We start from the raw sequence: 23,693 nt of genomic DNA on the forward strand, positions 1-23,693 counted from the left end.
GGCCGGCCCATCTGGACCAGCCCTTCGCGCCGCCGCCGTGGCGACTCACAATTCCCAATATCGACTTACCTGTCAGAACAGCGTGACGATGTCAAGAAGAATGTTCCATATAGGTTAGTTTCTTCGCATCTTGCTTAGCGCCTTTTCTTCGGCCGCCAACGCATCGGCAAAGCTCGGACGCACGCTCAGGCCCTGCAGCCAGGCGCTGATTTTGGGCCAACGCCCGTCGCTCAATATGCTGCTGCAATGGTTGACGGTGATGATCGGACAGGCCACCGCAATATCGGCCAGGGTGAACCGATCTTCCACCAGGAATCCGCTATCGGGTAAAACTGATTCCAGATAATCATAGATGGGTGGCAGCTTCTCCGTCTCCGCCCGCGTCGCCGCTTCCAGGTCCTGGGGAACGTTCAGCAAAGGCGCGACCAGCCGGTTGAATACGATCGGCATGCCCCCTGCCTGAACGATCGTATCGCCAAATTCTTCATACCAGATGGTCCGGGCACGCGCCCTGGCATCCAGCGGGATCAGATTGGGGTCTGGTTGAACCGCATCCATATAGGTTATGATGGCGCTACTGTCGCTGATCAGGAAATCGCCGTCCTGAAACGCCGGTATCTTGCCAAAGGGGGATGCTTTGGCAAACACATCGCCCCCTTGCCCGAAGCCACCCGGCATCACCTCTGCCGACAGACCTTTTTCCGCCGCGAAGATGATGACCTTCCGTACAAAGGGGGACGGCCTCGCTCCATATATGATCATGACATCATTCCTCTATCCTGGCTGGCCTCAGTATCGGCTCGGCAGGCAGAATGCCATTTACATATCAAAATGCAACCTATGTTGTGATGTTGTGGGTCGGACTAGTCTCATCCCTCATCCCCAGCCGGGGCCTTGGACCGGCTATAGTCGATGCGGATGCGCACCCAGCTTCCGATCATCGGCTTGCCATTGACGCGCGGCGGCCTGACCCGAAACTGCCACGCCGCCAGCCGCACCGCGCGGGCAAAGCCCGACCCTGCGGGCGACTCTCCCAGCGCCTGGCAATTTTCGACATGATAATCATCGACCGTCTTGCATGCGACCAGGCCCCATCCCTGCGCGGGCGCATTGCCCGGAATATAGGTCGACAGTTCCGCATGAGTGGGTCGCCGGTGCCATTCCGCCTCGAACAACTGGACCCCGCCCGGTCCTTCGCCCGGACCCGCCACGGCGGCTTGATCGCCCTGCCCGGTCGCGCTTCCCGCCTCGGCCTTGCGGGGCATGCGCCCTATGTCGGCCGCCGCCATCTGCGGGCTTTCCAGCTCCAGGAACGGCAGCGGCGACGGCAGCGGCGATGGCAATTTCACCAGTGGCGCGGGTAGCGTTTCCACCGGGCGGACGGGCGGCGTCTTCTCCGGCTTGGGCGGCTCGCGCTCCTTGTCCTCGCTGCGTTCCTTGGCCTTCTCCTTCTCCTTCGCTGCCGCCTTTTCCTTCTTCGCCTCCGGTCCGGCGGCCACGTCGAACGTCACCGGCAGGCGCATGTCGTCCTGCCGCTGTTCTGGGTGCGGCGCCAGCGTCAGCAGCGCCAGCAGCAGCAGGCCATTGAGCACCAGTGCGAACAACAGCCCGCCCGCGCGCTCGCGCACCCCTTGCCATGACGCCCGCGTCACATGGCGTCGCCCGGACGGGGCGCAACCCGGCAGGACCCGGCGCCATCTTCCCGCCTTCGTCGTCTGACGCCGCGATCGGCGCTGCATTGCGTGCCCGGCATTCCCCGATCTCCTTTGCCGCCAATCCTTACCGGCACGACCCCCGCCCGATCAAGCTAGCGAGTCATCTCACAGCCCCGGCAAAAGCTCTGGCGGTCGGAAACGATCTCGGCTAGTCCCGCCGCGATGCTCACAAAGCTCTATCAATGGACGCTGGCCAAGGCCGCCCACGCCCATGCCGAACGCTGGCTTTTCGCTGTCTCCTTCATGGAATCCAGCTTTTTTCCCATCCCCCCCCACCCACTTCTGGGCCTGATGTGCCTCGCCCGCCCGGAACGCGCGATCCGCTTCGGCATCATCTGCACTCTGGCGTCAGTTCTCGGCGGCCTGCTCGGCTACGCGATCGGCTATTTCCTCTATGAAGCGCTCGGTCAGCAAATTCTCGACACCCTCGGCCTCGCCGCGAAATTCCCCGTCGCCGCCTGCTACCTGCGCGATTATGGCGCGGAAATCATCCTCGTGAAGGGCGCGACGCCAATCCCCTTCAAACTGATCACGATAACAGCCGGATTCATCGGCCTCTCGCTCTTCACCTTCATCTGGGCCAGCATCCTGTCCCGCGCTTTCCAGTTCATGCTGGTCGGTTTCCTGTTCTGGAAGTTCGGACGACCGATAAAGGCCTTCATCGAAAAATATCTGGCCCTCCTTTCCGCTCTTTTCATCGTCCTCATCGTGGGCGGGTTCCTTGCGGCTTCGGCGCTGTCGGGCGGCGGCACGAAAACCGACAAATGCAGCAGCGCCACCATGGCGACACTTCGCTGATCGGGCATCTATGAAAGACCTGATCACCCGCTTCCCAAAATCCATCGCGCTGGTCGCGGGATTCCTGTCGGCGACCGGATTCGAACCGTTGAAGCTGTGGCCGGTCTCCTTCGCCTGCATCGTCCTGCTGACCCTGCTCGTCGATGGCGCGCCTGATCGACGCGCCGCCTTTTCGCGTGGCTGGCTGTTCGGCGTCGGCCACTTCACCCTCGGCCTCAACTGGATCGCCGACGCATTCAGCTTTCAGGACGCAATGCCGCATTGGTTCGGCTACGGCGCCGTCATCCTCCTGTCGCTATATCTAGCCTTGTATCCAGGCTTGGCGGCGCTGAGCGCATGGTGGCTGCGGAGCGCAATACTGCAAGCACCCCGTTCCGCCCCAAAGCGTCTACTTCCCTTCATCTTCCTGTTCGCCGCCTGCTGGGTCGCCAGCGAATGGCTCCGCGCGGTCCTCTTCACCGGATTTGCCTGGAACCCGCTGGGCGTCACACTGCTTCCTACCGGGATCGCCATCGCCGCGACGCTGATCGGCACCTATGCCCTCGGCGCGCTCGTGGTCCTCGCCGCAGGCGTAATCCTTCTCGCGCTCAGTCGGCAATTCATCCCCGCTGCAGCGCTGGCCGCCCCACTGCTGGCGTGCGCGCTTTGGGGAATCTACGCCCCTGCCCCCTCCACGCCGACCGGTGCGCCGCGCATCCGGGTGGTCCAACCCAACATCGGCCAGGATGAGAAATATTCGCCAGAGCTTGAACAAGCTCACTTCCGCACACTTGCCACTTTGTCGGGCAAACCCCGCCCCGCCCCACGCCTGATCTTCTGGCCCGAAGCTGCAATCCCCGCCTATCTCGACATGGAACCACAGTGGCGCGCCAGCATCGCTGCGCTGCTCGGCCCTGGCGACTTGCTGCTGACCGGCGGCACCAAGATCTATTTCAAACAGGTCGATCGGGGCGGCATCGTCACAAACGCCTTGGCGGGCGCAAACAACAGCCTCTGGATCGTGTCGCCCCGCGCCCAAATATTGGGCCGCTACGACAAGGCGCATCTCGTCCCCTTTGGCGAATATCTTCCGCTGCGCGCGCTGCTCCAGCCGATCGGACTGTCGCGACTGGTTCCTGGAGACGCCGATTTCTGGCCCGGTCCCGGCCCGCAAAGCCTGACCCTGGCCGCCACGCCCGGACGCCCGGAAATGAAGATGGGCGTGCAGATTTGCTACGAAATCATTTTTTCGGGCCATGTGATTGACGCTGCCAACCGCCCGGCATTTCTGTTCAACCCATCGAACGACGCCTGGTTCGGAAGCTGGGGCCCGGTCCAGCATCTCGCCCAGGCCCGCCTCCGGGCTTTGGAAGAAGGCATCCCGATCATCCGCTCCACCCCGACGGGAGTATCCGCGGTAATCGATGCGCGCGGCCATGTGCAGCATGCGCTCGGGCTGCAACGCGCCGGTTTCCTCGACACCGGGCTTCCCCCGACTTTGGAGCCCACGCTTTTCTCTCGGATCGGCAACTGGGCGGCCTTGGCTTTCACCATCCTGCTGCTCGGGCTGGCCATTGCCATGGGCAGGGTGAGAAGCTAATAGCCACATAAACTTTTCTTTATGTCGCCTTTCACGCCAGCCTGCTAACGGGAGTCCCATGCGCAGCAACTATCTTTTCACCTCGGAATCCGTTTCCGAAGGCCACCCCGACAAGGTCGCGGACCAGATTTCCGACGCCATCGTCGACCTGTTCCTGTCCAAGGATCCCGAAGCACGCATCGCCTGCGAAACGCTGACCACGACACAACTGGTCGTGCTGGCGGGCGAGATCCGCTGCAAGGGCGTCTTCGAAAATGGTGAATGGGCTCCGGGCGCCCAGGCGGAGATCGAGCGCACCGTTCGCGAAACGGTAAAGCGCATCGGCTATGAGCAGGATGGTTTCCACTGGGAAACCCTGCGCTTCGAAAACAATCTCCACGCCCAGTCCGCACACATCGCCCAAGGCGTTGACGCCAGCGGCAACAAGGATGAAGGCGCGGGCGATCAAGGCATCATGTTCGGTTTCGCCTGTGACGAAACGCCAGACCTCATGCCCGCGACGCTGGATTACAGCCACAAGATACTGGCCAAGATGGCGCATGACCGCCACTCCGGCCGCGCGCCCTTCCTTGAGCCTGACGCCAAGAGCCAGGTCACGCTGCGCTTCGAACATGGCAAGCCCGCCGCCGCGACAGCGATTGTCGTCTCGACCCAGCATGGCAAGGGCTATGACGAAGGCGACAGGGAATCCCAGCTCAAGGAATATGTGAAGGGCGTCGTCGCAGAAGTCCTTCCAGCCGAACTGCTGTCCGCCGAAACCGTCTATCACATCAATCCCACGGGCAGCTTTGAAATCGGCGGGCCTGACGGTGACGCGGGACTTACCGGTCGCAAGATCATCGTCGACACCTATGGCGGCGCTTCGCCCCATGGCGGCGGCGCCTTTTCGGGCAAGGACCCGACGAAGGTCGACCGTTCGGCCGCGTACATCACCCGCTACCTTGCGAAGAACATCGTCGCCGCAGGCCTCGCGCGTCGCTGCACGATCCAGCTTGCTTATGCGATTGGCGTCTCTGAACCTCTCTCTCTCTACGTCGATACGCATGGCACCGGCAGCGTCGATGATGCAAAGATCGAAGAAGCGATCAAATCGATCAAGGAACTAGGTGGCCTCACCCCGCGCGGCATCCGCACGCATCTGGGCCTCAACAAGCCCATCTATCGCCCCACCGCCGCCTATGGTCATTTCGGCCGCAAAGCTGAAGGCGACTTCTTCCCCTGGGAAAAGCTCGACCTCGTGGACCGGCTCAAGGCCGCCCTATAAAAGCTTCAGGATCATCGAATACGGCGCGCGGAGGGTTACCCCTTGCGCGCCGTTTTCATCCATCCAGCATCCTGCATGGGTCGGCGACTCGTTTGACCCGCCGCTGAAAGCGGGGCAGGTGCGGCAACCATGACTTCCTCACCCCGCTCCCGCATCTACCTGATGCTGCTGCTCGTCATGCTGCTCTGGGCGGGCAATGCGCTGATCGCGCGCGCCATTCGGGCTGACATTCCGCCCTTCACTCTCGCCTTCCTCCGCTGGCTCGGAGCGGCGCTGCTTCTGCTGCCCTTTTCCGCTCGGGGAATCCTGACGGAATGGCCAGTCATGCGCCGACACTGGCCAATGCTGATCCTGCTCGCGATATTCGGCGTCGGCTGCTTCAACGCCCTTCTTTATTCAGGCCTGCGCAGCAGCAGCGCGACAAACGCCCTGCTGATCCAGGCAGCGATCCCGGCGCTGGTGCTGGGATGCAATTTCCTTTTCTTCCGCACCCGTGCCCTGCCCCTCCAAATCGTCGGCGTGCTGGTCGCCGCGCTGGGAGCGATGCTCATCATCTTCCGCGCCGACCTTCGCGCCCTGGCGACGCTCAGCTTCGGCCAGGGCGATGCGCTGATCCTGCTCGGCGTCCTGTGCTGGTCGATCTACACATCCTTGTTGCGCAAACGCCCACCGCTCACCGCCACAACATTCCTGACGCTCAGTTTCCTGGTCGGCGTGCTGATCATGGCTCCGCTTGCGGCGAGCGAATGGCCGGTACATCGGGTGCGCTGGACGCCTGCCGTCGCAGGGGGAATCGTCTATGTCGCCATCTTCCCGTCGATAATCGCTTATTTTCTCTACAATCATGCGGTGGCCCAGATTGGCGCGGCTCAGGCAGGGCAAGTCATCAGTCTCCAGCCTCTGCTCGGCGCCCTTTTGGCCGCTTTATTGTTGGGCGAGCCACTGCACAGCTATCATTTCGCTGGCATGGCGCTGATCCTGCTGGGGATAGCCGCGGCATCGCGCAGCAACCACACCGCGCAATAGCCCGCTTGCTCACTTGGCCCGCCGCCGCTATCGGCGCGTGCCATGACAGCGCATAAATCCGGCGATCCAACGACGCTCAACCGTCTTTACGGCCGCCAGTCGAGCCATAAGCTGCGAGCAGGCCAGCAGGAACTGGTCGAAACGCTCCTGCCCGCCCTTTCCGTCCCGGAAGAAGGCGAACTGAGCGCCGCCAGCCTGTTCGGCTACGACCGCCCCTTGCACTTTGAAATCGGCTTCGGCGGCGGGGAACATCTCGCCTATCGCGCCGACTTGCTCCCCGACCATGGCTTTATCGGCTGCGAGCCCTTTCTCAACGGCGTCGTCACGGCGCTGGCCCATATCCGGGACAAAGCGCTGGGCAATGTCCGCCTTCACATGGGCGACGCGCTTTCCGTACTTAGCCGCATACCGGACGGCAGCCTCAGCTTCGTCTACCTCCTCCATCCCGACCCCTGGCCCAAGGCCCGCCATGCCAAGCGCCGCATGATGAACCCCGGCCCCGTCGCGATGATCGCGCGAAAGCTCAAGCCTGGCGGGGAGTTCCGTTTCGGAACAGATCACCCTGTCTATCTGCGCTGGGCCCTGATGGTGATGAACGGGCACCCCGACTTCGAATGGCTGGCGCAGGAGCCAAAGGATTTCCTGGTCCGTCCCGGCGGCTGGCCTGAAACCCGCTATGAGGCCAAAGCCCGCCGCTTGGGCCATGAAGTGTGGTATTTCCGCTACCGGCGGCGCTGAACCCCCAAGGGCTGTGGCACGTTGGACGGGGTGAAGGAGACTGACCCATGTCCGACAATCACGAAGAAATGATCCGGGAAGACGGCCTGCCCGGCCACGAAAGCAAGCTGGAACCCAAGCCCGAATGGGAACCCCGCTATCCCGGCTCTGGCCGTCTTCAGGGTAAGGTCGCGTTGATCACCGGCGCGGACAGCGGGATCGGTCGCGCCGTGGCCGCCCTCTATGCGCGCGAAGGGGCCGACGTCGCGATCCTCTATCTGTGCGAACATGACGACGCCAAAATGACTGCCCAGATCGTTGAAGCCGAAGGCGGTGAGGCGCTCACCATCGCAGGGGACATTGGCGAAAAATCATTTTGCGATGACGCCGTCGCTCAGGTCATCGAACATTTTGGTCGCCTTGACATATTGGTCAACAATGCCGGCGAACAGCATCCTGATCAGGACATTACGAACATTACGGAGGAACAGCTCCGCCGCACCTTCCAAACCAATATCTTCGGCATGTTCTTCCTGACGCAGGCCGCTCGCCCACATCTCAAAAAAGGCGCGGCCATCGTGAACTGCACGAGTGTCACCATGTATCAAGGTTCAGCAGAATTGCTTGATTATTCCAGTACAAAGGGGGCGATCACCGCCTTTACCCGCAGCCTGTCCGAAAATCTGGTCAAGGATGGCGTACGCGTCAACGCTGTCGCTCCTGGGCCGATCTGGACCCCACTCAATCCCAGCGGCGGCGCGACAAAGGAAAAGCTGGAACATTTCGGCGAATCCACGCCCATGGGCCGCCCCGGCCAACCCAACGAAGTCGCCCCTGCCTTCCTCTTCCTCGCTTGCGATGACAGCAGCTACATGTCGGGCCAGGTGCTCCACCCCAATGGCGGCATCATCGTGAACGGATGAGACTTCGCGCTGGCAAGGGTCAGGACCCGCGCAAATGAAAAGGGCCGGCGGGCATGTGCCCCCGGCCCCTTCATTCACCTTGCCAGCAAGGTTCAGCCGACGATTTCTTCCGCCTTGAAGAAATAGGCGATCTCGATGGCGGCGTTTTCTTCGCTGTCCGAACCATGAACCGAATTGGCTTCGATCGATTCAGCATAATCCTTGCGGATCGTGCCTTCATCAGCATTGGCGGGGTTGGTGGCGCCCATGATGTCGCGATTGCGCTTCACGGCGTCTTCACCTTCCAGAACCTGCACGACCACGGGGCCGGAGATCATGAAAGCGACCAGATCCGCGAAGAAGGGGCGTTCCTTGTGAACGGCATAGAAGCCTTCAGCCTGTTCGCGGCTCATGCGGATGCGCTTGGACGCGACGACCCGCAGGCCCGCTTCCTCAAGCTTCTTGGTCACGGCGCCCGTCAGGTTGCGACGAGTCGCGTCGGGCTTGATGATCGAAAAAGTGCGGGTGACGGCCATGAGGCTCAAAAGCTCCGAATATCTGGGAAAGGATGGCGCGCCCTTTAGACCGGCCTGTCCGCCGCCGCAAGGGGCGTTATCCCCTCCAGTGCTTCATGGCCCTTGCACCCATTTGCGCCCTTCCTGTCGCCAGAAGCGGGGCGTGACGCCTTCCCGCTTTCCCAAGGCGCGCCAGCTTTCCCGCGCGCCATCAATCGTCATCGCATCGAAAAAATAGAAAGCGCGTTCGAAACCCAGCGCTTCGTCGCGCCACAGGCCGTCGGCGATCGCGACATGACGCGCACCGTTGGCGGCAGCGCAATCGTGCGACAACAGCACGGGCTGGACCGATTCGTTACCCTGTCCCGCGCGGCCATGCGCCAGGAAGCTTTCGGGCGGCCCCGCCCACAGGCCTGCGGAGATGCGGCCAAGCTGCGTCTCATCCGCCGCCACGACCAACAACCGCTCCCCCAGCCCCAATATACGCGCCGCGATTGCGGGTAGCACCTGGTCCACCGGATCCTGGTTCAACTGGTAGAAATCGACCTGCATGGCCTATTTCTCGAACTTGTCGGCCACCAGCCTGTCGATCAGACGCACACCATAGCCTGTTGCGCCCTTGTCCCATGTTGCGCCCGGCTTGTCGGCCCAAACCATCCCGGCGATATCGAGATGCGCCCATTTGACGCCGTCATCGACGAAGCGCTTGATGAACTGTGCCGCCGTGATCGATCCGGCGTAACGCGCGCCCATATTCTTCATGTCGGCAATGGGGCTGTCGATCAGCTTGTTATAGGCGTCGGACAACGGAAAACGCCACAGCTGATCGCCTGCCGCCTTGCCAGCGGCAATCAGATCGTCGGCCAATTCGTCGTCGTTGGAAAAGATGCCCGCATATTGATCGCCCAGCGCCACGATCATCGCGCCCGTCAGCGTCGCCAGATCGATAACGATCTCAGGCGCATAGGTTTTTTGCGCCCAGGTGATCACGTCGCAAAGCACCAGACGGCCTTCGGCGTCGGTGTTGATGATCTCGATCGTCTGGCCCGACATGGATGTGACGATATCGCCCGGCCGCTGCGCGTTGCCATCGGGCATATTTTCCACCAGGCCGCAAATGCCGACCACGCGGGCCTTTGCCTTGCGTCCGGCCAGCGCCTTCATCGCGCCCGCAACCGCGCCAGCGCCGCCCATGTCCCATTTCATGTCTTCCATGCCCGCGCCGGGCTTCAGGGAGATGCCGCCCGTGTCGAATGTGACGCCCTTGCCGACAAAGACCAGCGGCTTGTCCGCAGCGCCGTCAGTCCCGTCCCATTCCATGGCGATCAGGCGCGGTTCGCGCACCGACCCCTGCGCCACGCCCAACAGGGCGCCCATGCCCAGATCGGCCATCGCCGACTTGTCGAGGACAGTGATCTTGACGCCCATCTGCTCCAGATGGCGACAACGTTCTACGAAGCTTTCAGGATAAAGGATGTTCGCTGGTTCAGCGACCAGTTCCCGCGTGAAGGCGACGCCATCGGCCACCGCCGACCACCGCTCCCACGCCGCCGCACCGTCCGTGCCGACCAACGTCAGCTTGGTCAGCGTCGGCTTGGCTTTCTCGCTCTGCCGCGTGCGATAGGTGTCGATCCGCCAGCTGCGCAGCAATGCCGCAAAGGCCAGGCTGGCCGCATTCTCGCCGCTCACACCGCCCGGAAATTCGACTGCCGCATGCGAAGCGCCGCTGGTCAGCAGCCGTGCTGCGAGCGCGCCACCCGCCTTCTCATAATCATTGTCGCTGCCGCCCCCGATGCCCAGCAGCACGATCCGCACCACCTTGCCGCTTTCGTCCGCGAAACTTTCAAAGCTCGATCCCGCCTCGCCCGTGAAACGCGCTGCCGATGCGCCTGCCGCCAAGGTAGCGGCCGCATCGATGGGCAAGCCGTCAAGCCGCCCCTTGGCCACCGCCAGAACCAGAGTGTCGGCGTCGGGACGTAACGGGCTGAACGCGATTTCCATCAAGGATCCTTACTATTCTATCTTGTCTGTCGGTCGGGATGCGCAATCCTGTAACCGTCAGATAATGTCGCTTGCCCCGTCTGGCAAAGCCGTTCGCCCGATTTCCTGTAAAAGAAGGATGACGAAATATTGCGGCTTGGGCAAAGCAATGCGATAGGCGGGCAACGAAGCGCCCCTGAGAGGCCCGACCCTTTGCACAATTTCTCCTTTCTCCGACGTTCCCGGCATATGCTGACCGCAGGCGCGGCTTTGGCGTGCATCGCCTTGTCGCAGCACGGCTCCGCCCAGGAACTGAACACGCCACCCGCGCCAGTCAGCGCGCCCGACGCGCCCGTCCCGCAGAACGAGGACCAGATCGGCTTCGCCGCCGACCGGCTGGAATATGACAGTAACAGCGAAGTCGTGACCGCCAGCGGCAATGTGCAGCTGCTTCGGGAAGGCAACCGGCTGCGCGCCGATACGGTCGTCTGGAACCGCACCACCGGCGCGGTCGAGGCGAAGGGCAATGTTTCAGTCACCGACCCGGAAGGCAACATCGCCTATGGCGACCGGTTCGAAGTGACGGATACGCTGAAAGATGGCGTGGTCGACAACATGCTGCTGGTGCTCGAATCTGGAGGGCGGCTGGCTGCGGCTTCGGGTAAGCGGGTGAACGGCGTCTACACCCTGCACAAGGCCGCCTATACCGGTTGCGCGGTAGAGGATTCCGACGGCTGTCCCAAGGAACCGACCTGGCAGATCAAGGCAGTGACGGTCGTCTACGACCCTGTGGAAGCGCGAGTCAGATACAGCAACGCCAGCGTAGAGATATTCGGCCTGCCGCTGATTCCCCTGCCGGGCTTTTCGCATCCGGTTGGGGGCGGGGGAGGAAACGGGCTACTGGTGCCCAATATCCGTTATGACCGCACGAACGGCGTGGAAGTCGCCCTTCCCTATTATCTGAAACTCGCGCCCAACCGCGACCTGACTATAACTCCGCATATCTATTCGGAGACGCTGCCCATGCTGGAGGCGAATTTCCGCCACCGTTGGGACCGGGGCGCCTACCAGATCACCGGCTACGCCACGCATGGCAGCCGCCAGGACGCCAGCAGCTCTCTGCCCAACGCCACGGTGTCGGACGCGTCGCAGAAGGATTTTCGCGGCTATCTCGATGCCAGCGGTGGGATGCAGCTGACGCCCGAATGGAGCATCAACGGGTCGATCCGGGCCGTCAGCGACCGCACTTTCCTGCGCCGCTACGACATCAATCGCGACGACCGGCTGCGCTCTACGCTCGGCGTTCAGCGCATTGGCGAAAACAGCTATTTCTCAGTCGCGGGATGGGCCGTCCAAACTCTGCGTTTGGGCGACTCCCAGGGGCAGACTCCGATCGCCCTGCCCGTCATCGATTACCGGTTGCGCATGACTGATCCGCTGCTGGGCGGTCGCATCCAGCTACAGGCGAACAGCCTCGCGATCACTCGCACCCATGGGCAGGATACGCAACGCGCGTTCGGGGCGTTCGAATGGAACCTGCGCCAATTGACCGGCATGGGTCAGGAAGTCACCTTCACCACCTATCTGCGCGGCGATATCTATCACAGCAGCGACACTCTTCTGAACGACGTCGCGCGTTACGCGGGCGATCCCGGCTGGCAGGCGCGCGGCATCGCGGCGGCGGCTGTCGATGTGCGCTGGCCCTTCATGGGCGAAGCCTTTGGCGGGGTGCAACGCATCGCGCCACGCGTGCAGATCGTTGCCGCCCCCCGAATCGCCAACCTGTCTGTCCCCAATGAGGACGCGCGCGCCATCGATCTGGAGGACAGCAACCTCTTCGCGCTCAATCGCTTCGCCGGCTACGACCGGTTCGAAGATTCGACCCGGATCACCTATGGTCTGGAATATAGCCTGTCGCTGCCGGACTTCTCGCTCGAAAGCATCGTGGGCCAAAGCTATCGGCTGAACAATCGCGAAAGCATCCTGCCGGATGGCACGGGCCTTTCCGATCGCATGTCCGATGTCGTTGGCCGCACGACGGTCCGCTACAAGGATTTCGTCAGCCTCATTCACCGCTTTCGCCTGGATAAGGACGGACTTTCGGTACGCCGCAATGAAATCAACGCCACCGTTGGCAGCCGCAGGACCTATGCGCTGGTCGGCTATCTCCGCCTCAACCGCAACGCCGCTGCGGGGCTGGAAGATTTGCAGGACCGTGAAGAATTGCGCCTGGGCGGCCGTGTTCAGTTCGCGCGCTTCTGGTCGCTCTATGGATCGACCGTCATCGACCTGACCGATGCCAAGGAAGATCCGTTGAGCGTTGCGGACGGATATGAGCCGGTCCGCCATCGGCTGGGCATCACCTATGAAGATGACTGCCTGACGCTGGGGCTGACCTGGCGGCGCGACTATCTGGCGGCTGGTGACGCGCGAAAGGGCAACAGTTTCCAACTACGGCTGGCTTTTCGGAATATCGGTATATAAGGATCACCGTTCCCGCCCTTCCTGCTCAGGACCGGTTAAGGCGGACCGGCGCATCACGCGCCGGACCGTATTGGAGAGTTTTGTCGACGATGCACCCTGTCGTTTCCCCGCCTGCCCGCCTTCGCCACACCCTGCGGACCGGCGCATACACCCTTCTTCTGTCGTCCATGCTGATGACCGGGGGCGTCTCACCCGCCACCGCTCAATCCGTGGATGACAACGGCGCCGTGGCGTCACAGCAGTTAAACCTGCCCAAGGACGTCACCGTCTTTGGCAAGAGTGATCCAAATGTCCGAAAGGCGACCGCAATCGTCAACGGCAGCATCATCACTGGCACGGATGTCGACCAACGGCTGGCCCTGATCATCACCGCCAATGGCGGGAAAGTGTCGCCAGAGGAAAAGGAGCGGCTGCGCGTTCAGGTGCTCCGTAACCTGATCGATGAAACGCTGCAGATCCAGGAAGCTGCCGCCAACGACATCCGCATCGACAAGGCGGAAATCGACCAGAGCTTTGAGCGGGTGGCGGCCAATTTCCGCCAGTCCCCAAGCCAGTTCGACCAATATCTGCGCCAGCAGGGTAGCGCGCCCGCCAGCATCCGGCGCCAGATTGAGGGCGAGCTGGCCTGGAGCCGCCTGCTCCGCCGAAATATCCAGCCGTTCGTCAACGTGTCGGAAGATGAAGTTAAGTCCGTCATCGACCGCATGAACGCGGCCAAGGGCAGCGATGAATATCGGATCGGCGAAATCTACCTGTCGGCCACGCCGGAAAATGAACAGCAGATCGTCGCCAACGCGCGCAACATCATCGAACAGATCAAGCAGGGCGGCAGCTTTGCCGCTTATGCCAGACAGTTTTCGGAAGCCTCGACCGCTGCCGTCGGCGGCGATCTGGGCTGGGTGCGTCCGGTCCAGTTGCCTGACGCACTGGCGCAGGCCGCCAACGAAATGCAGGTCGGCCAGATTGCAGGACCCATCGGCGTACCCGGCGGTGTTTCCGTCATTTACGTCATGGACAAGCGCAAGGTGTTGACTGCCGATCCACGCGACGCGCTGCTCAGTCTCAAGCAATTATCGGTCAGCTTCCCCGCAGGCACGACGAAGGAACAGGCCAGCACCAGGGCCGCCAGCTTCGCCTCCCAGGTGAAGGCGATCAAGGGCTGCGGCCAGGCCAATGAACTGGGCGCAAAGATCGGCGCCGACGTCGTCGATAACGACAATGTGAAGGTTCGCGATCTGCCGCCGCAGCTGCAGGATATTCTGCTGGACCTGCAAGTCGGGCAGGCGACGCCCCCCTTCGGGTCGATCAATGAAGGCGTGCGCGTCCTGGTGGTCTGCGGCCGTGACGACGCTGCTACGGCTGCCGCGCCCGACGCCGCTCAGATCATGGCGCAACTGGAAGAGGAACGGGTCAACAAGCGTGCGCGCATCTACCTGCGAGACCTTCGCCGCGATGCCGTCATCGACTATAATTGATCCCGGCACGCCGCTGCCGCCCTTCGCCGTGCCCTTGGGGGACCCGGCAGGCATAGGCCCGGAAATCGTTGCAAAAAGCTGGGTCATGCGTGAAGCGCGTGGGCTCCCGCCTTTTTTCGCGGTGGGCGATGTCGCTTCGCTGCGCGCCGTATGGCTTGGTCCCGTCGAACTGATCGCGACACCGCAGGAAGCGGCGTCCGTATTCGACCGGGCGCTGCCCTGCCTGCAGGTGACTGACGCTGGCGTTATCACGCCGGGAACGCCCAGCGTCGACGGCGCGCGCACAGCCCTTCAATCGCTGGAAGTCGCCGTGGGCCTGGCCAGAAGCGGATCGGCCGCAGGCATCGTGACCGCACCTGTGGGAAAAGAACAGCTCTACGGGGTCGGCTTCACCCATCCTGGCCAGACCGAATTCGTGGCGGAACGTTGCGGCGTCGCGCCCCACAATGCTGTGATGATGCTGGCCGGGCCTTCGCTCAAGGTCGTGCCGGTCACGATCCACATCCCCCTGGGCGATGTGCCGTCGGTGTTGACCGTGGACCTCATCCGCGCACGCGCGATCACGACCGTCAAAGGGCTGCAACGCAATTTCGGCATCGCTCGCCCGCGCATCGTCGTCGCCGGGCTGAATCCCCATGCGGGTGAAGGCGGCGCGCTGGGCCGTGAGGAAATCGACATCATCGCCCCCGCGATAGAATCGCTGCGGGACGAAGGCATGGACATTCGCGGCCCTTTGGCGGCGGACGGCCTGTTTCACAGCCGCGCGCGCGAAACCTACGACGCCGTTCTATGCATGTACCATGACCAGGCTTTGATCCCGCTCAAGACGCTGCATTTCGATGAGGGCGTAAACCTGACCCTTGGCCTGCCCATCGTGCGCACCTCACCCGACCATGGCACCGCGTTCGGGATTGCCGGAACCGACAGCGCCAATCCCGGCGCGATGATGGCGGCGCTCAAAATGGCCGCCGAAGCTGCCCGCGCGCGCCTGACCCATGGCTGCTGACATGCGGCCCGCATTGCCGCCGCTGCGGGAAGTGATCGCCATGCATGGGCTTCAGGCCAGTAAGGCGCTGGGTCAGAATTTCCTGCTCGACGAACAGTTGCTCGACCGGATCGCGGCTATTCCCGGCCCGCTAAAGGACGCTCCGGCATTTGAAGTCGGTCCCGGTCCCGGCGGTCTAACCCGTGCGATCCTGCGTGCAGGCGCGCGACTGGTAGCCGTAGAGCGCGACCATAGGTGCCTGCCAGCCCTCGCTCAGCTTTCAGAGGCCTTTCCTGGACAATTGCGCGTGATTTCGGGCGACGCGATGCAGGTCGACGCCCGCACCGAAGCAGGGGAAGGCGCGCATATCATCGCGAACCTTCCCTATAATGTGGGAACGGCCCTGCTGGTGGGCTGGCTATCGGCGGGATGGAACCCGCTTCCCTGGTGGTCGTCGCTCACACTCATGTTCCAGATGGAAGTGGCGGAACGGATCGTCGCCAAGGCTGGCGGCGACCATTATGGCAGGCTCGCCGTGCTGGCTCAGTGGCGTGGCGAAGCCCGCATCGCGATGAAGGTGCACCGCAGCGCCTTCACCCCACCACCCAAGGTCATGTCCGCCGTCGTGCACATCACGCCTCGGCCAGCACCTGCCGATGTCCAGCTCAAGACCCTCGAACGCCTGACCGCCGCCGCCTTCGGCCAGCGCCGCAAGATGCTCCGCCAAAGCCTCAAGGGCCTGCCCGGCGCATTAGCCGCGCTGGAATCAGCTGGAATAGACCCGCAACGTCGCGCCGAAACGGTCAGCGTCGATGAATTTGTGGAAGTCGCACGCCTGATGGATCGCAGCTGACCGCGCCTGAAGGTGAGGAGAAGTTCCAGGCCGCCTTATGTCGCCCTGCCTCAAGGCAAGTCCAGGTGCAGAAACTGGTTAAAGGCGCTTTGCTCGTAGCCCCCGAACGCCATCCCATTCCTGAAACCTCTGCGTCGGTAGAGCGCGAGCGCTGGCTCAAACGCAGGCCCACTTCCAGTCTCCAGGCTCAACCGGCGGATACCGCGTACAGTCGCTGCGGTAATGATGGTCTCCAGGATCGCGGCGCCCGCCCCCATTCTCAGGAAATGCGGGTGCGTCCGCATGGATTTGACTTCAGCCAAACCATCTCCGAAAATCTTCATGGCGCCGATGGCAGCAACGCGGCCATCGCGCCACGCGGTCCAGACCGTGACTTCAGGAACCTGCAAGCCGGAAAGATCGAGGGCAAAGACACTCCCCGGCGGCGAACTGGCGTGCATGTCGGCAAGGTGAAGCTCCAGCAGCGCCCGAACCTGTTTCCCGGTCAGGTCATCTTCCCGGACCTCAAACATATCGGCCGCCTTCAGCGCCTCAGCTCAGGGCGTCTCCATCTCCACCGCCTTGGGCACCGTCACGCCTTCCTTGGCGCTCAACACGGTCGCTGGCGGGCCTTTATCGATCGCCGCGGCCAGCTTGCCGACCCCGGCGCAATCAGCCTTGCAGACATTTTTCGCCTGGGCCAGATTTTCCCGGGCCTTGGCGATTGCGCCCTTTTCGACCATGGCTTCGCCCTGCCCGACCAGCGCGCCGACATCGGTCGGGTCCAGCAACAGCGCTTCACGATAAAGACGGATGGCTTTACCCTGCAACCCCTGCGCCCGCGCCACCTGGGCCAGTTCGATATAGGCGTTGCGATTGCGCGGATCGACCGCCAACGCCGTTTCCAGCGCATCGGTCGCTGCCTGATAATTGCCCGCCTTGCGCGCCGCCATCCCCTTATGCTGCCATTCGACAGACAAGGGCGTGATCTGCGCGTCAGGACGCTGGGACAGGCCCACGCTGGACACAGTCGTCAACAGGACGGCAAGGGCGATCGAGGCAGGGGTAAAACGCATGCATAACTCCAGCCATGTTTCAGGCGCTGATTTCGCCTGAGTGTCGTCATTTTGCCGGGCCTTGTCCATCGTCTCTTTCAGGCCATCCGCCGAAGCCGGGCGAAATAGAAACCGTCCGTCCCATCATGGCCAGGGGTCAGCAATATGCCGTCGCCATGGGGCCGTCCCATGGGGGAAAGGACCGTATCAGCCGCCCAGCCCGCGTGCCGTTCCAGAAAAGCGCGCGTCTGGTCCTGCCCCTCCCTGTCCGTCAACGCGCAAGTGGCGTAAACAAGCACCCCGTCCGGCTTTACCAGAGGAGCCGAAAAATCCAGGATACGCGCCTGTTCCTGGATCAACCGGTCCAACCTGGCCGGGGTCAGCCGCCAGCGCGCCTCAGGATTACGCCGCCATGTGCCGGTGCCCGAACAAGGCGCATCGACCAACACGACATCGGCCCGACCGTGCAAGGATTCCAGCGCCCGGCTTTCATGGACCTGGTCCAGAAGCAATGTTTCGATGAAGGTTGCTCCGGCCCGCTCGGCGCGCGGGCCCAACCGGGCGAGGCGCGATCGTATAGTGTCGGCGGCGATCAGCGTACCCTGACCCGCCATCGCACTCGCCAGCGCCAAAGTCTTGCCGCCCGCGCCTGCGCACATATCCACCACCGTCATGCCGGGTTGTGCCTGGCATGCGGCCGAAATCATCTGGCTTCCTGCGTCCTGCACCTCGACCAGCCCCTGTTTCCAGGGTTCGCTCTGTTCGACCGGCCAACCTTCGGACAGTCGCATCGCATCACTCAGCCCCTCTATCGGCACCGCATCGGGATAAAGCGGCGCGACATCCTTCATCGCTGCCTTCAATCGGTTCACGCGAAGGTCGACCGGCGCCCGCCCTAGCAAGGCACCCTGCTCGACTGGCCCAGCCAGCAACGGCCTCAGCCAATCGGGCACGTCGCCCGAAATTGCCCCTTCTTCGCCTAGCTCGATCGGTGCCGGACCGTGAGCAGAACCATCGAACAACACCTCGATGTCGAGCCGCTCGCGCGCAAGCCCGATCATCGCCGCCCGGCCTGTGGAGGGGCGCTCGCCCGCCCGGCGGACAGCGTCATAAACATGGTCGCGCACCGCTCGGCGATCCCGCGATCCGGCATAACGCCGTTCCTTGAAATAGCGCGCGATCAATGTGTCCGCCGCCGGGCCGCCGTCCCGTGCGGACGCTATGATGGCGTCCAGCAGTTCGATCGCGGCCTGCACCCGTGCGGAAGGGGTCACGCCCGCCGCCCCTCAGCGCGTAGGATAATTGGGGGCCTCGCGCGTGATGGTGACGTCGTGGACATGGCTTTCGGACAGCCCGGCATTGGTGATCTGGACGAAACGGGCACGTTCCTGCAGATCCTTGATCGTGCGGCTGCCGGTATAGCCCATCGCCGCTTTCACGCCGCCGACAAGCTGATGGATGACGTCCTTGGCCGGTCCTTTGAACGGCACCTGGCCTTCAATCCCTTCGGGGACCAGCTTCATCTGATCCTTGATATCCGCCTGGAAATAGCGGTCGGCAGAGCCGCGCGCCATCGCGCCGACGCTACCCATGCCACGATAGCTCTTATAAGCCCGTCCCTGATAAAGGAATGTCTCCCCCGGAGCCTCCGCCGTGCCCGCCAGCAGCGATCCGACCATGACGCAGCCCGCGCCAGCCGCCAGCGCCTTGGCAAGATCGCCCGACGTACGCAGGCCACCGTCGGCGATAACGGGAACGCCCTGCTTGGCCGCTTCGTTGGCCGAATCCATGACCGCAGTCAGCTGCGGCACGCCGACGCCCGCGACGACGCGAGTGGTGCAGATGGAACCGGGGCCAATCCCGACCTTCACGCAGTCCGCGCCCGCGTCGATCAACGCTTTGGTGGCTTCGGCAGTCGCCACATTGCCAGCGACGACCTGCACATGGCTGGACAAGCGCTTGACCGCTTCGACGGCGGCGGAAACCTGCTTGCTATGCCCGTGCGCCGTGTCGATGACGATCAGGTCGCATTCGGCATCGATCAACGCCTCGCTGCGCTCCAACCCCTTGTCGCCCACCGTCGTCGCCGCAGCAACGCGCAACCGCCCTGAACCATCCTTGGTCGCCTTGGGATAGGTTACCGCCTTTTCGATGTCCTTGACGGTGATCAGGCCGACGCAATGATAATCATCGTCGACGACCAGCAGCTTTTCGATCCGGCGCTGGTGCAGCAGGCGCATCGCCTCATCCTGACCGACGCCCACCTTCACAGTGGCCAGATTGTCCTTGGTCATCAATTCACTGACGGGCTGCCCCGGATTTTCCGCAAAGCGCACGTCGCGGTGCGTAAGGATGCCGACCAGCTTGCCCGAATCTTCAACGACGGGGATGCCGCTGAACCTGTGGCGTTCCATCAGCATCTGCGCGTCGGCCAGCGTGGCGCGCGGCGTGATGGTGATGGGATTGACGACCATGCCGCTTTCGAAGCGTTTGACCGCGCGGACCGCTGCCGCCTGTTCCTCGACCGACAGGTTGCGATGCAGAACGCCGATGCCACCCAATTGCGCCATGACGATCGCCATGTCCGCTTCCGTCACCGTATCCATGGCGGACGACAGGACCGGGATGTTCAGCTTGATGCTTTTCGTCACAAAGGTGCTGGTGTCCGCCTGGCTTGGCAACACATCGGATTCGCCGGGCTGCAACAGCACGTCGTCAAAGGTGAGGCCGAGGCGGATGTCCATTTGAAAGCCACTTTCTGCTGTGCGATCTGCCAAGAGGCATAGGGTGATCGCCGGGGATTCGTGGCGGCCCATGTAACCATTAACCAGTGAAACAGCCAGACCTTACGGCGCTTTTTGTTGCGGCAACGCGAACGGGCCGGTCAAACCTTCCGTTTCGTCAGCCTCGCCTTGATCCGAGGGCGCCATTTCTGCCGCATAACCTGCCAGAATGACGATTACGGCCCTGCTCCTGCACCGTCGGCCCGCCCCCAACCATGGACAGCAAAAAGGGCGCGATCACCGACCGCGCCCCCTTCAACCCTGTAGCCGGTCGTCACACGCCAGCAGGCGAAGGTTCCCCAAATGGTCCCTTGCGCTTGCGCGTCTTGGGAATGGACGACCCCGCCGCCGGCACGGCGGAAGGCTTGATCGTGGTGCCGTCATCGCGGGTAATCTCACCCTTGTCGAGCAGCGTCTTGATCTCCTCACCGCTCAGAGTCTCATATTCCAGCAACGCATTGGCCAGCAGGTGAAGCTGATCTTCATGCCCGGTCAGCACGTCCTTCGCCCTGTCATATCCGCCCTCCACGATCATGCGAATTTCATGATCAATCGCCTTTGCCGTTTCATCCGACATGTGCGTGCGCTGGCTCTGCGAATATCCCAGGAAAGTTTCGCCCTGCTGCTCTTCATATTGCAACGGGCCGAGCTTGTCCGACATGCCCCATTGCGTGACCATGTCGCGCGCTAGTTTGGTGGCATATTGAATGTCGCCCGAAGCGCCGGACGACACCTTGCTGTGGCCAAAGATGATCTCTTCCGCCACGCGGCCGCCCATGGCCACGGCCAGGTTCGCGTGCATCTTGTCACGGTGATAGCTGTAGCTGTCACGCTCCGGCAGGCGCATCACCATACCCAGCGCACGCCCGCGTGGGATGATCGTCGCCTTGTGGATCGGATCGGACGCCGGTTCATGGACCGCAACGATGGCATGGCCCGCCTCATGATAGGCGGTCATCTTCTTTTCATCGTCGGTCATGACCATCGATCGGCGCTCACTGCCCATCATGACCTTATCCTTGGCCGCCTCGAACTCGTCCATCGCGACCAGGCGCTTGCCCCGACGAGCCGCCATCAAAGCCGCCTCATTGACCAGGTTGGCAAGATCAGCGCCCGAAAAGCCGGGCGTGCCCCGTGCGATGGTGCGCGGGTCGACATCCGGCGCCAGTGGCACCTTCTTCATATGCACGGCCAGGATTTTCTCGCGGCCCTCGATATCGGGGCGCGGCACAACAACCTGACGGTCAAAGCGGCCCGGACGCAACAGCGCGGGGTCGAGTACGTCGGGGCGGTTGGTCGCCGCGACGATGATGATGCCCTCATTCGCCTCAAAGCCGTCCATTTCGACCAGCAGCTGGTTGAGGGTCTGTTCGCGCTCATCATTGCCGTTGCCCAGGCCCGCGCCACGATGACGGCCCACCGCGTCGATTTCGTCGATGAAGACGATGCAAGGCGCGTTCTTCTTCGCCTGCTCGAACATGTCGCGCACGCGGCTCGCGCCGACGCCGACGAACATCTCGACGAAATCCGAACCGGAAATGGTGAAGAAGGGCACGCCCGCCTCCCCCGCGATCGCACGCGCCAGCAGCGTCTTGCCCGTGCCCGGCGAACCCACCAGCAGCGCACCCTTGGGAATCTTGCCGCCCAGCCGCGCAAACTTCGTCGGGTCCTTCAGGAACTCAACGATTTCCTGCAATTCCTCGCGCGCTTCATCGATGCCTGCGACATCGTCGAACGTGACCTTGCCATGCTTTTCGGTCAGCAACTTCGCCTTGGACTTGCCAAAGCCCATCGCGCCGCCCGCGCCTCCGCCCTTCTGCATCTGGCGCAGCACAAAGAAGGCAATGCCCAGGATCAGCAGGAACGGCAGCGACTGGTAGAGCATGATCTGCCAGAAGCTCGGCTGCTCCTCCGTCTGGCCGGAATATTTGACGTTATAATCGTCCAGCAGGCCGGTCAGGCCCGGATCGTTGACCGGCACGGTGTTGAACCGCTGTCCGCTGCTCAGCGTCCCGGTGATCTTGTTCGGGGCGATGGCAACGTCCTTGACTTGCCCTTCCTGAACCTTGGAACGGAACTCGGAATAGGCGATGCCGGTGCCCGCCTGCGTAGCGGTCCGGCTGTCGAACATGGAGACGAACAGCAGCAGGGCGATAATCACGCCTGCCCAGATCATCGCGCTCTTGATCCAGGGGTTACCCTGGGGGTCCTTCTCGTCGTTCATTCAACACTCTCTTTCACCGGGCAAGATAGGGTGCTCCGGCGAAATCGCAAGCTGACTAAGGCCGATGAAGTGCGATCAGCCGCCAGCAAATTGAGAAAGGGCGATATAAGCCAGGATCACGGCCACGCCGCCGGAAACGCCGCAGAGCAGATAGCCGGTATAGAGCAGCAGTGGCGGGTGGGGCCGCGCCATTTTCCGGTTACGTTGCGCTGCCGAAAGGATGATGCTGGCAATCACGCCATAGGTCAGCGCAGCAAATTCGAACATGACTCACTTTCCTAGCCGAAGGGTCGCTCTGTTAAGCATTCCAGCCATTAAGGATAGCGCATCGCACTGCAACATTTCGACAAGCCGTTCCCAGCGCGCGGCGGGCGGTGGAACCTTTCCGAAACGACCTGCTCAGCGGCGCGGCGGGGCGATCCACGCGGTCCATTGTGGCCCGCCTTTAAGCAGGACAGGGCCAATGCTCATCTGCCGCCCTTCCGTCCCGGCTATGATCGCGCGGTCGATCGCTTCCCCCCTCGGCTCAGGAGCATCCGGCGCCACGCGAGCGATCATCTGCATCAGCAGCCGCCGCAGAATTTCGCGGGGAAAGTCCGTGCGCTCCAGCACCCATCCCTCACCCTGCCGCCGCAGATACCGCGCCGCCAGATCCTCCACCATCCACTCCAGCGCCCCGACAGCCTCCGCCAGCGCCCCGGCACTACGCGTCACCGCCAGTGGGTCGAGCCAGTCCGCCCCTTGCAGATGCGCGCGAATCGATGCCCGGTCGAACCGCAGGTTGCTGTTCGACGGGTCGTCTACATAGGGAATCTCCCGGCGCTTCACATGAGCCAACAATTGGGAACGACGCACGCCCAGCAGTGGACGCAGCACCCGCCCATGACGCGCCCTCACGCCTGCAAGGCCACCGACACCTGCCCCACGATTGAGCCGCATCAAAATCGTTTCCAGCTGATCGTCCGCATGATGGGCGGTGAAAATCCAGTCCAGCCGTTGGTCTGTCCGCCACTTTTCCAACAGGGCATAGCGTTGCTGCCTGGCCCACTGCTGGACATTCCCGGCCAGCGGCTCTCCCGGATGCAGGATGACATGAGGCACGCCATGGCCGTCGCACCAGGCGGCAACCATCGATGCTTCCGCCGCCGATGCATCCCGCAGTCCATGGTCCACGGTCGCAGCCTCTACCCTGCCGGGGAACAGCCGGGCGCTCAGGTCCAGCAGCGCCATGCTGTCTGGGCCACCGGATACCGCAACACCAAAGCGCCAGTCTTCCCCCGGCCCGGCCAGGTCTTCGACCCGCCGCGACAACAATGTGTCCAGGTCAGGCGGCTCCGGTTCCGACCCGGCCATGGGGCC

22 protein-coding genes are annotated in these 23,693 nt (G+C 62.8%); 10 read left to right on the top strand and 12 right to left on the bottom strand.

Features of this window, described 5'->3' with window-relative positions; all coding sequences use genetic code 11:
* Positions 1-114: 114 nt before the first annotated feature.
* Together ACI3KQ_RS13870 and ACI3KQ_RS13875 are read right to left on the bottom strand one after the other, a co-directional pair.
* Entirely contained in the window at positions 115-762 is a 648-nt protein-coding gene (locus ACI3KQ_RS13870; protein WP_404958569.1) for a glutathione S-transferase family protein, read from the bottom strand.
* Between the two features lie 107 nt (positions 763-869).
* Positions 870-1,607 carry a hypothetical protein gene (locus ACI3KQ_RS13875; RefSeq protein WP_404958670.1) on the bottom strand — a complete coding sequence of 246 codons (738 nt, stop codon included), beginning with the start codon at positions 1,605-1,607 and terminating at the stop codon, positions 870-872.
* A gap of 270 nt (positions 1,608-1,877) precedes the next feature.
* Between ACI3KQ_RS13875 and ACI3KQ_RS13880 the strand changes: the two genes are divergently transcribed.
* The 6 genes from ACI3KQ_RS13880 to ACI3KQ_RS13905 all read left to right on the top strand — a co-directional run bounded on the left by ACI3KQ_RS13880 (position 1,878) and on the right by ACI3KQ_RS13905 (position 8,022).
* Positions 1,878-2,513, top strand: a complete 636-nt coding sequence (locus ACI3KQ_RS13880) for a YqaA family protein (RefSeq protein WP_404958571.1) — start codon at positions 1,878-1,880, stop codon at positions 2,511-2,513.
* Positions 2,514-2,523: 10 nt separating this feature from the next.
* A complete protein-coding gene (gene lnt / locus ACI3KQ_RS13885) occupies positions 2,524-4,092 on the top strand; it encodes an apolipoprotein N-acyltransferase (RefSeq protein ID WP_404958573.1) in 1,569 nt (522 codons plus the stop codon).
* A 58-nt stretch (positions 4,093-4,150) separates the two neighbouring features.
* Entirely contained in the window at positions 4,151-5,356 is a 1,206-nt protein-coding gene (metK, locus tag ACI3KQ_RS13890) for a methionine adenosyltransferase (RefSeq protein WP_404958575.1), read from the top strand.
* A 129-nt stretch (positions 5,357-5,485) separates the two neighbouring features.
* Entirely contained in the window at positions 5,486-6,382 is an 897-nt protein-coding gene (locus tag ACI3KQ_RS13895) for a DMT family transporter (RefSeq protein WP_404958577.1), read from the top strand.
* A gap of 42 nt (positions 6,383-6,424) precedes the next feature.
* On the top strand, positions 6,425-7,120 hold the full coding sequence (trmB, locus tag ACI3KQ_RS13900) for a tRNA (guanosine(46)-N7)-methyltransferase TrmB (RefSeq protein ID WP_404958579.1): 696 nt from the start codon (positions 6,425-6,427) through the stop codon (positions 7,118-7,120).
* A 47-nt stretch (positions 7,121-7,167) separates the two neighbouring features.
* A complete protein-coding gene (locus ACI3KQ_RS13905; protein ID WP_404958581.1) occupies positions 7,168-8,022 on the top strand; it encodes an SDR family oxidoreductase in 855 nt (284 codons plus the stop codon).
* A gap of 92 nt (positions 8,023-8,114) precedes the next feature.
* On the opposite strand, the gene ndk is transcribed toward ACI3KQ_RS13905, so the two are convergent.
* The 3 genes from ndk to ACI3KQ_RS13920 all read right to left on the bottom strand — a co-directional run bounded on the left by ndk (position 8,115) and on the right by ACI3KQ_RS13920 (position 10,517).
* Positions 8,115-8,537, bottom strand: a complete 423-nt coding sequence (ndk, locus tag ACI3KQ_RS13910; protein WP_167303770.1) for a nucleoside-diphosphate kinase — start codon at positions 8,535-8,537, stop codon at positions 8,115-8,117.
* 93 nt (positions 8,538-8,630) lie between these two features.
* Positions 8,631-9,068, bottom strand: coding sequence for a DNA polymerase III subunit chi (locus ACI3KQ_RS13915; RefSeq protein ID WP_404958583.1), 438 nt, complete (start codon positions 9,066-9,068; stop codon positions 8,631-8,633).
* A gap of 3 nt (positions 9,069-9,071) precedes the next feature.
* Positions 9,072-10,517: a leucyl aminopeptidase gene (locus ACI3KQ_RS13920; RefSeq protein WP_404958585.1), complete on the bottom strand. Its 1,446-nt coding sequence runs from the start codon at positions 10,515-10,517 to the stop codon at positions 9,072-9,074.
* Positions 10,518-10,745: 228 nt separating this feature from the next.
* Between ACI3KQ_RS13920 and ACI3KQ_RS13925 the strand changes: the two genes are divergently transcribed.
* From ACI3KQ_RS13925 to rsmA, 4 genes are all read left to right on the top strand, one after another.
* Entirely contained in the window at positions 10,746-12,980 is a 2,235-nt protein-coding gene (locus ACI3KQ_RS13925) for an LPS-assembly protein LptD (RefSeq protein WP_404958587.1), read from the top strand.
* 89 nt (positions 12,981-13,069) lie between these two features.
* Positions 13,070-14,455: a peptidylprolyl isomerase gene (locus ACI3KQ_RS13930; RefSeq protein ID WP_404958672.1), complete on the top strand. Its 1,386-nt coding sequence runs from the start codon at positions 13,070-13,072 to the stop codon at positions 14,453-14,455.
* Positions 14,433-15,461 carry a 4-hydroxythreonine-4-phosphate dehydrogenase PdxA gene (gene pdxA, locus ACI3KQ_RS13935; protein WP_404958674.1) on the top strand — a complete coding sequence of 343 codons (1,029 nt, stop codon included), beginning with the start codon at positions 14,433-14,435 and terminating at the stop codon, positions 15,459-15,461. Before ACI3KQ_RS13930 ends, pdxA begins: the two co-directional genes overlap by 23 nt.
* Positions 15,451-16,293: a 16S rRNA (adenine(1518)-N(6)/adenine(1519)-N(6))-dimethyltransferase RsmA gene (gene rsmA, locus ACI3KQ_RS13940; protein WP_404958589.1), complete on the top strand. Its 843-nt coding sequence runs from the start codon at positions 15,451-15,453 to the stop codon at positions 16,291-16,293. The genes pdxA and rsmA overlap by 11 nt, the downstream gene beginning before the upstream one ends.
* Positions 16,294-16,343: 50 nt before the next feature.
* On the opposite strand, the gene ACI3KQ_RS13945 is transcribed toward rsmA, so the two are convergent.
* The 7 genes from ACI3KQ_RS13945 to tilS form a co-directional block, all read right to left on the bottom strand.
* Positions 16,344-16,805 (bottom strand): GNAT family N-acetyltransferase, encoded by a 462-nt coding sequence (locus ACI3KQ_RS13945; RefSeq protein WP_404958591.1) that lies wholly within the window; start codon positions 16,803-16,805, stop codon positions 16,344-16,346.
* Between the two features lie 24 nt (positions 16,806-16,829).
* Positions 16,830-17,348: a tetratricopeptide repeat protein gene (locus ACI3KQ_RS13950; RefSeq protein WP_404958593.1), complete on the bottom strand. Its 519-nt coding sequence runs from the start codon at positions 17,346-17,348 to the stop codon at positions 16,830-16,832.
* Positions 17,349-17,425: 77 nt separating this feature from the next.
* Positions 17,426-18,601, bottom strand: coding sequence for an RsmB/NOP family class I SAM-dependent RNA methyltransferase (locus ACI3KQ_RS13955; RefSeq protein ID WP_404958594.1), 1,176 nt, complete (start codon positions 18,599-18,601; stop codon positions 17,426-17,428).
* A gap of 12 nt (positions 18,602-18,613) precedes the next feature.
* A complete protein-coding gene (gene guaB / locus ACI3KQ_RS13960) occupies positions 18,614-20,071 on the bottom strand; it encodes an IMP dehydrogenase (protein WP_404958596.1) in 1,458 nt (485 codons plus the stop codon).
* Positions 20,072-20,384: 313 nt separating this feature from the next.
* Positions 20,385-22,334 carry an ATP-dependent zinc metalloprotease FtsH gene (ftsH, locus tag ACI3KQ_RS13965; RefSeq protein ID WP_404958598.1) on the bottom strand — a complete coding sequence of 650 codons (1,950 nt, stop codon included), beginning with the start codon at positions 22,332-22,334 and terminating at the stop codon, positions 20,385-20,387.
* Positions 22,335-22,409: 75 nt separating this feature from the next.
* The gene (locus tag ACI3KQ_RS13970) at positions 22,410-22,601 is read right to left on the bottom strand and encodes a hypothetical protein (RefSeq protein ID WP_404958600.1); all 192 of its coding nucleotides are present in this window, start codon (positions 22,599-22,601) and stop codon (positions 22,410-22,412) included.
* 132 nt (positions 22,602-22,733) lie between these two features.
* The gene (tilS, locus tag ACI3KQ_RS13975) at positions 22,734-23,687 is read right to left on the bottom strand and encodes a tRNA lysidine(34) synthetase TilS (RefSeq protein WP_404958602.1); all 954 of its coding nucleotides are present in this window, start codon (positions 23,685-23,687) and stop codon (positions 22,734-22,736) included.
* Between the last annotated feature and the right edge of the window lie 6 nt (positions 23,688-23,693).

Source organism: Sphingobium sp. ZW T5_29 (assembly GCF_044987515.1).
Classification (GTDB): domain Bacteria; phylum Pseudomonadota; class Alphaproteobacteria; order Sphingomonadales; family Sphingomonadaceae; genus Sphingobium.

Excerpts from the sequence above, each read along its gene's own strand:
- ACI3KQ_RS13950 (WP_404958593.1), bottom strand. The coding sequence starts at position 17,348 with ATGCGTTTTACCCCTGCCTCGATCGCCCTTGCCGTCCTGTTGACGACT.
- tilS (WP_404958602.1), bottom strand. The coding sequence starts at position 23,687 with ATGGCCGGGTCGGAACCGGAGCCGCCTGACCTGGACACATTGTTGTCG.
- ACI3KQ_RS13880 (WP_404958571.1), top strand. The coding sequence starts at position 1,878 with ATGCTCACAAAGCTCTATCAATGGACGCTGGCCAAGGCCGCCCACGCC.
- ACI3KQ_RS13895 (WP_404958577.1), top strand. The coding sequence starts at position 5,486 with ATGACTTCCTCACCCCGCTCCCGCATCTACCTGATGCTGCTGCTCGTC.
- ACI3KQ_RS13945 (WP_404958591.1), bottom strand. The coding sequence starts at position 16,805 with ATGTTTGAGGTCCGGGAAGATGACCTGACCGGGAAACAGGTTCGGGCG.
- ACI3KQ_RS13970 (WP_404958600.1), bottom strand. The coding sequence starts at position 22,601 with ATGTTCGAATTTGCTGCGCTGACCTATGGCGTGATTGCCAGCATCATC.
- guaB (WP_404958596.1), bottom strand. The coding sequence starts at position 20,071 with ATGGACATCCGCCTCGGCCTCACCTTTGACGACGTGCTGTTGCAGCCC.
- ACI3KQ_RS13870 (WP_404958569.1), bottom strand. The coding sequence starts at position 762 with ATGATCATATATGGAGCGAGGCCGTCCCCCTTTGTACGGAAGGTCATC.
- ACI3KQ_RS13925 (WP_404958587.1), top strand. The coding sequence starts at position 10,746 with ATGCTGACCGCAGGCGCGGCTTTGGCGTGCATCGCCTTGTCGCAGCAC.
- lnt (WP_404958573.1), top strand. The coding sequence starts at position 2,524 with ATGAAAGACCTGATCACCCGCTTCCCAAAATCCATCGCGCTGGTCGCG.
- ftsH (WP_404958598.1), bottom strand. The coding sequence starts at position 22,334 with ATGAACGACGAGAAGGACCCCCAGGGTAACCCCTGGATCAAGAGCGCG.
- trmB (WP_404958579.1), top strand. The coding sequence starts at position 6,425 with ATGACAGCGCATAAATCCGGCGATCCAACGACGCTCAACCGTCTTTAC.
- ACI3KQ_RS13905 (WP_404958581.1), top strand. The coding sequence starts at position 7,168 with ATGTCCGACAATCACGAAGAAATGATCCGGGAAGACGGCCTGCCCGGC.
- ACI3KQ_RS13915 (WP_404958583.1), bottom strand. The coding sequence starts at position 9,068 with ATGCAGGTCGATTTCTACCAGTTGAACCAGGATCCGGTGGACCAGGTG.
- pdxA (WP_404958674.1), top strand. The coding sequence starts at position 14,433 with ATGCCGTCATCGACTATAATTGATCCCGGCACGCCGCTGCCGCCCTTC.
- ndk (WP_167303770.1), bottom strand. The coding sequence starts at position 8,537 with ATGGCCGTCACCCGCACTTTTTCGATCATCAAGCCCGACGCGACTCGT.
- ACI3KQ_RS13920 (WP_404958585.1), bottom strand. The coding sequence starts at position 10,517 with ATGGAAATCGCGTTCAGCCCGTTACGTCCCGACGCCGACACTCTGGTT.
- rsmA (WP_404958589.1), top strand. The coding sequence starts at position 15,451 with ATGGCTGCTGACATGCGGCCCGCATTGCCGCCGCTGCGGGAAGTGATC.
- ACI3KQ_RS13930 (WP_404958672.1), top strand. The coding sequence starts at position 13,070 with ATGCACCCTGTCGTTTCCCCGCCTGCCCGCCTTCGCCACACCCTGCGG.
- metK (WP_404958575.1), top strand. The coding sequence starts at position 4,151 with ATGCGCAGCAACTATCTTTTCACCTCGGAATCCGTTTCCGAAGGCCAC.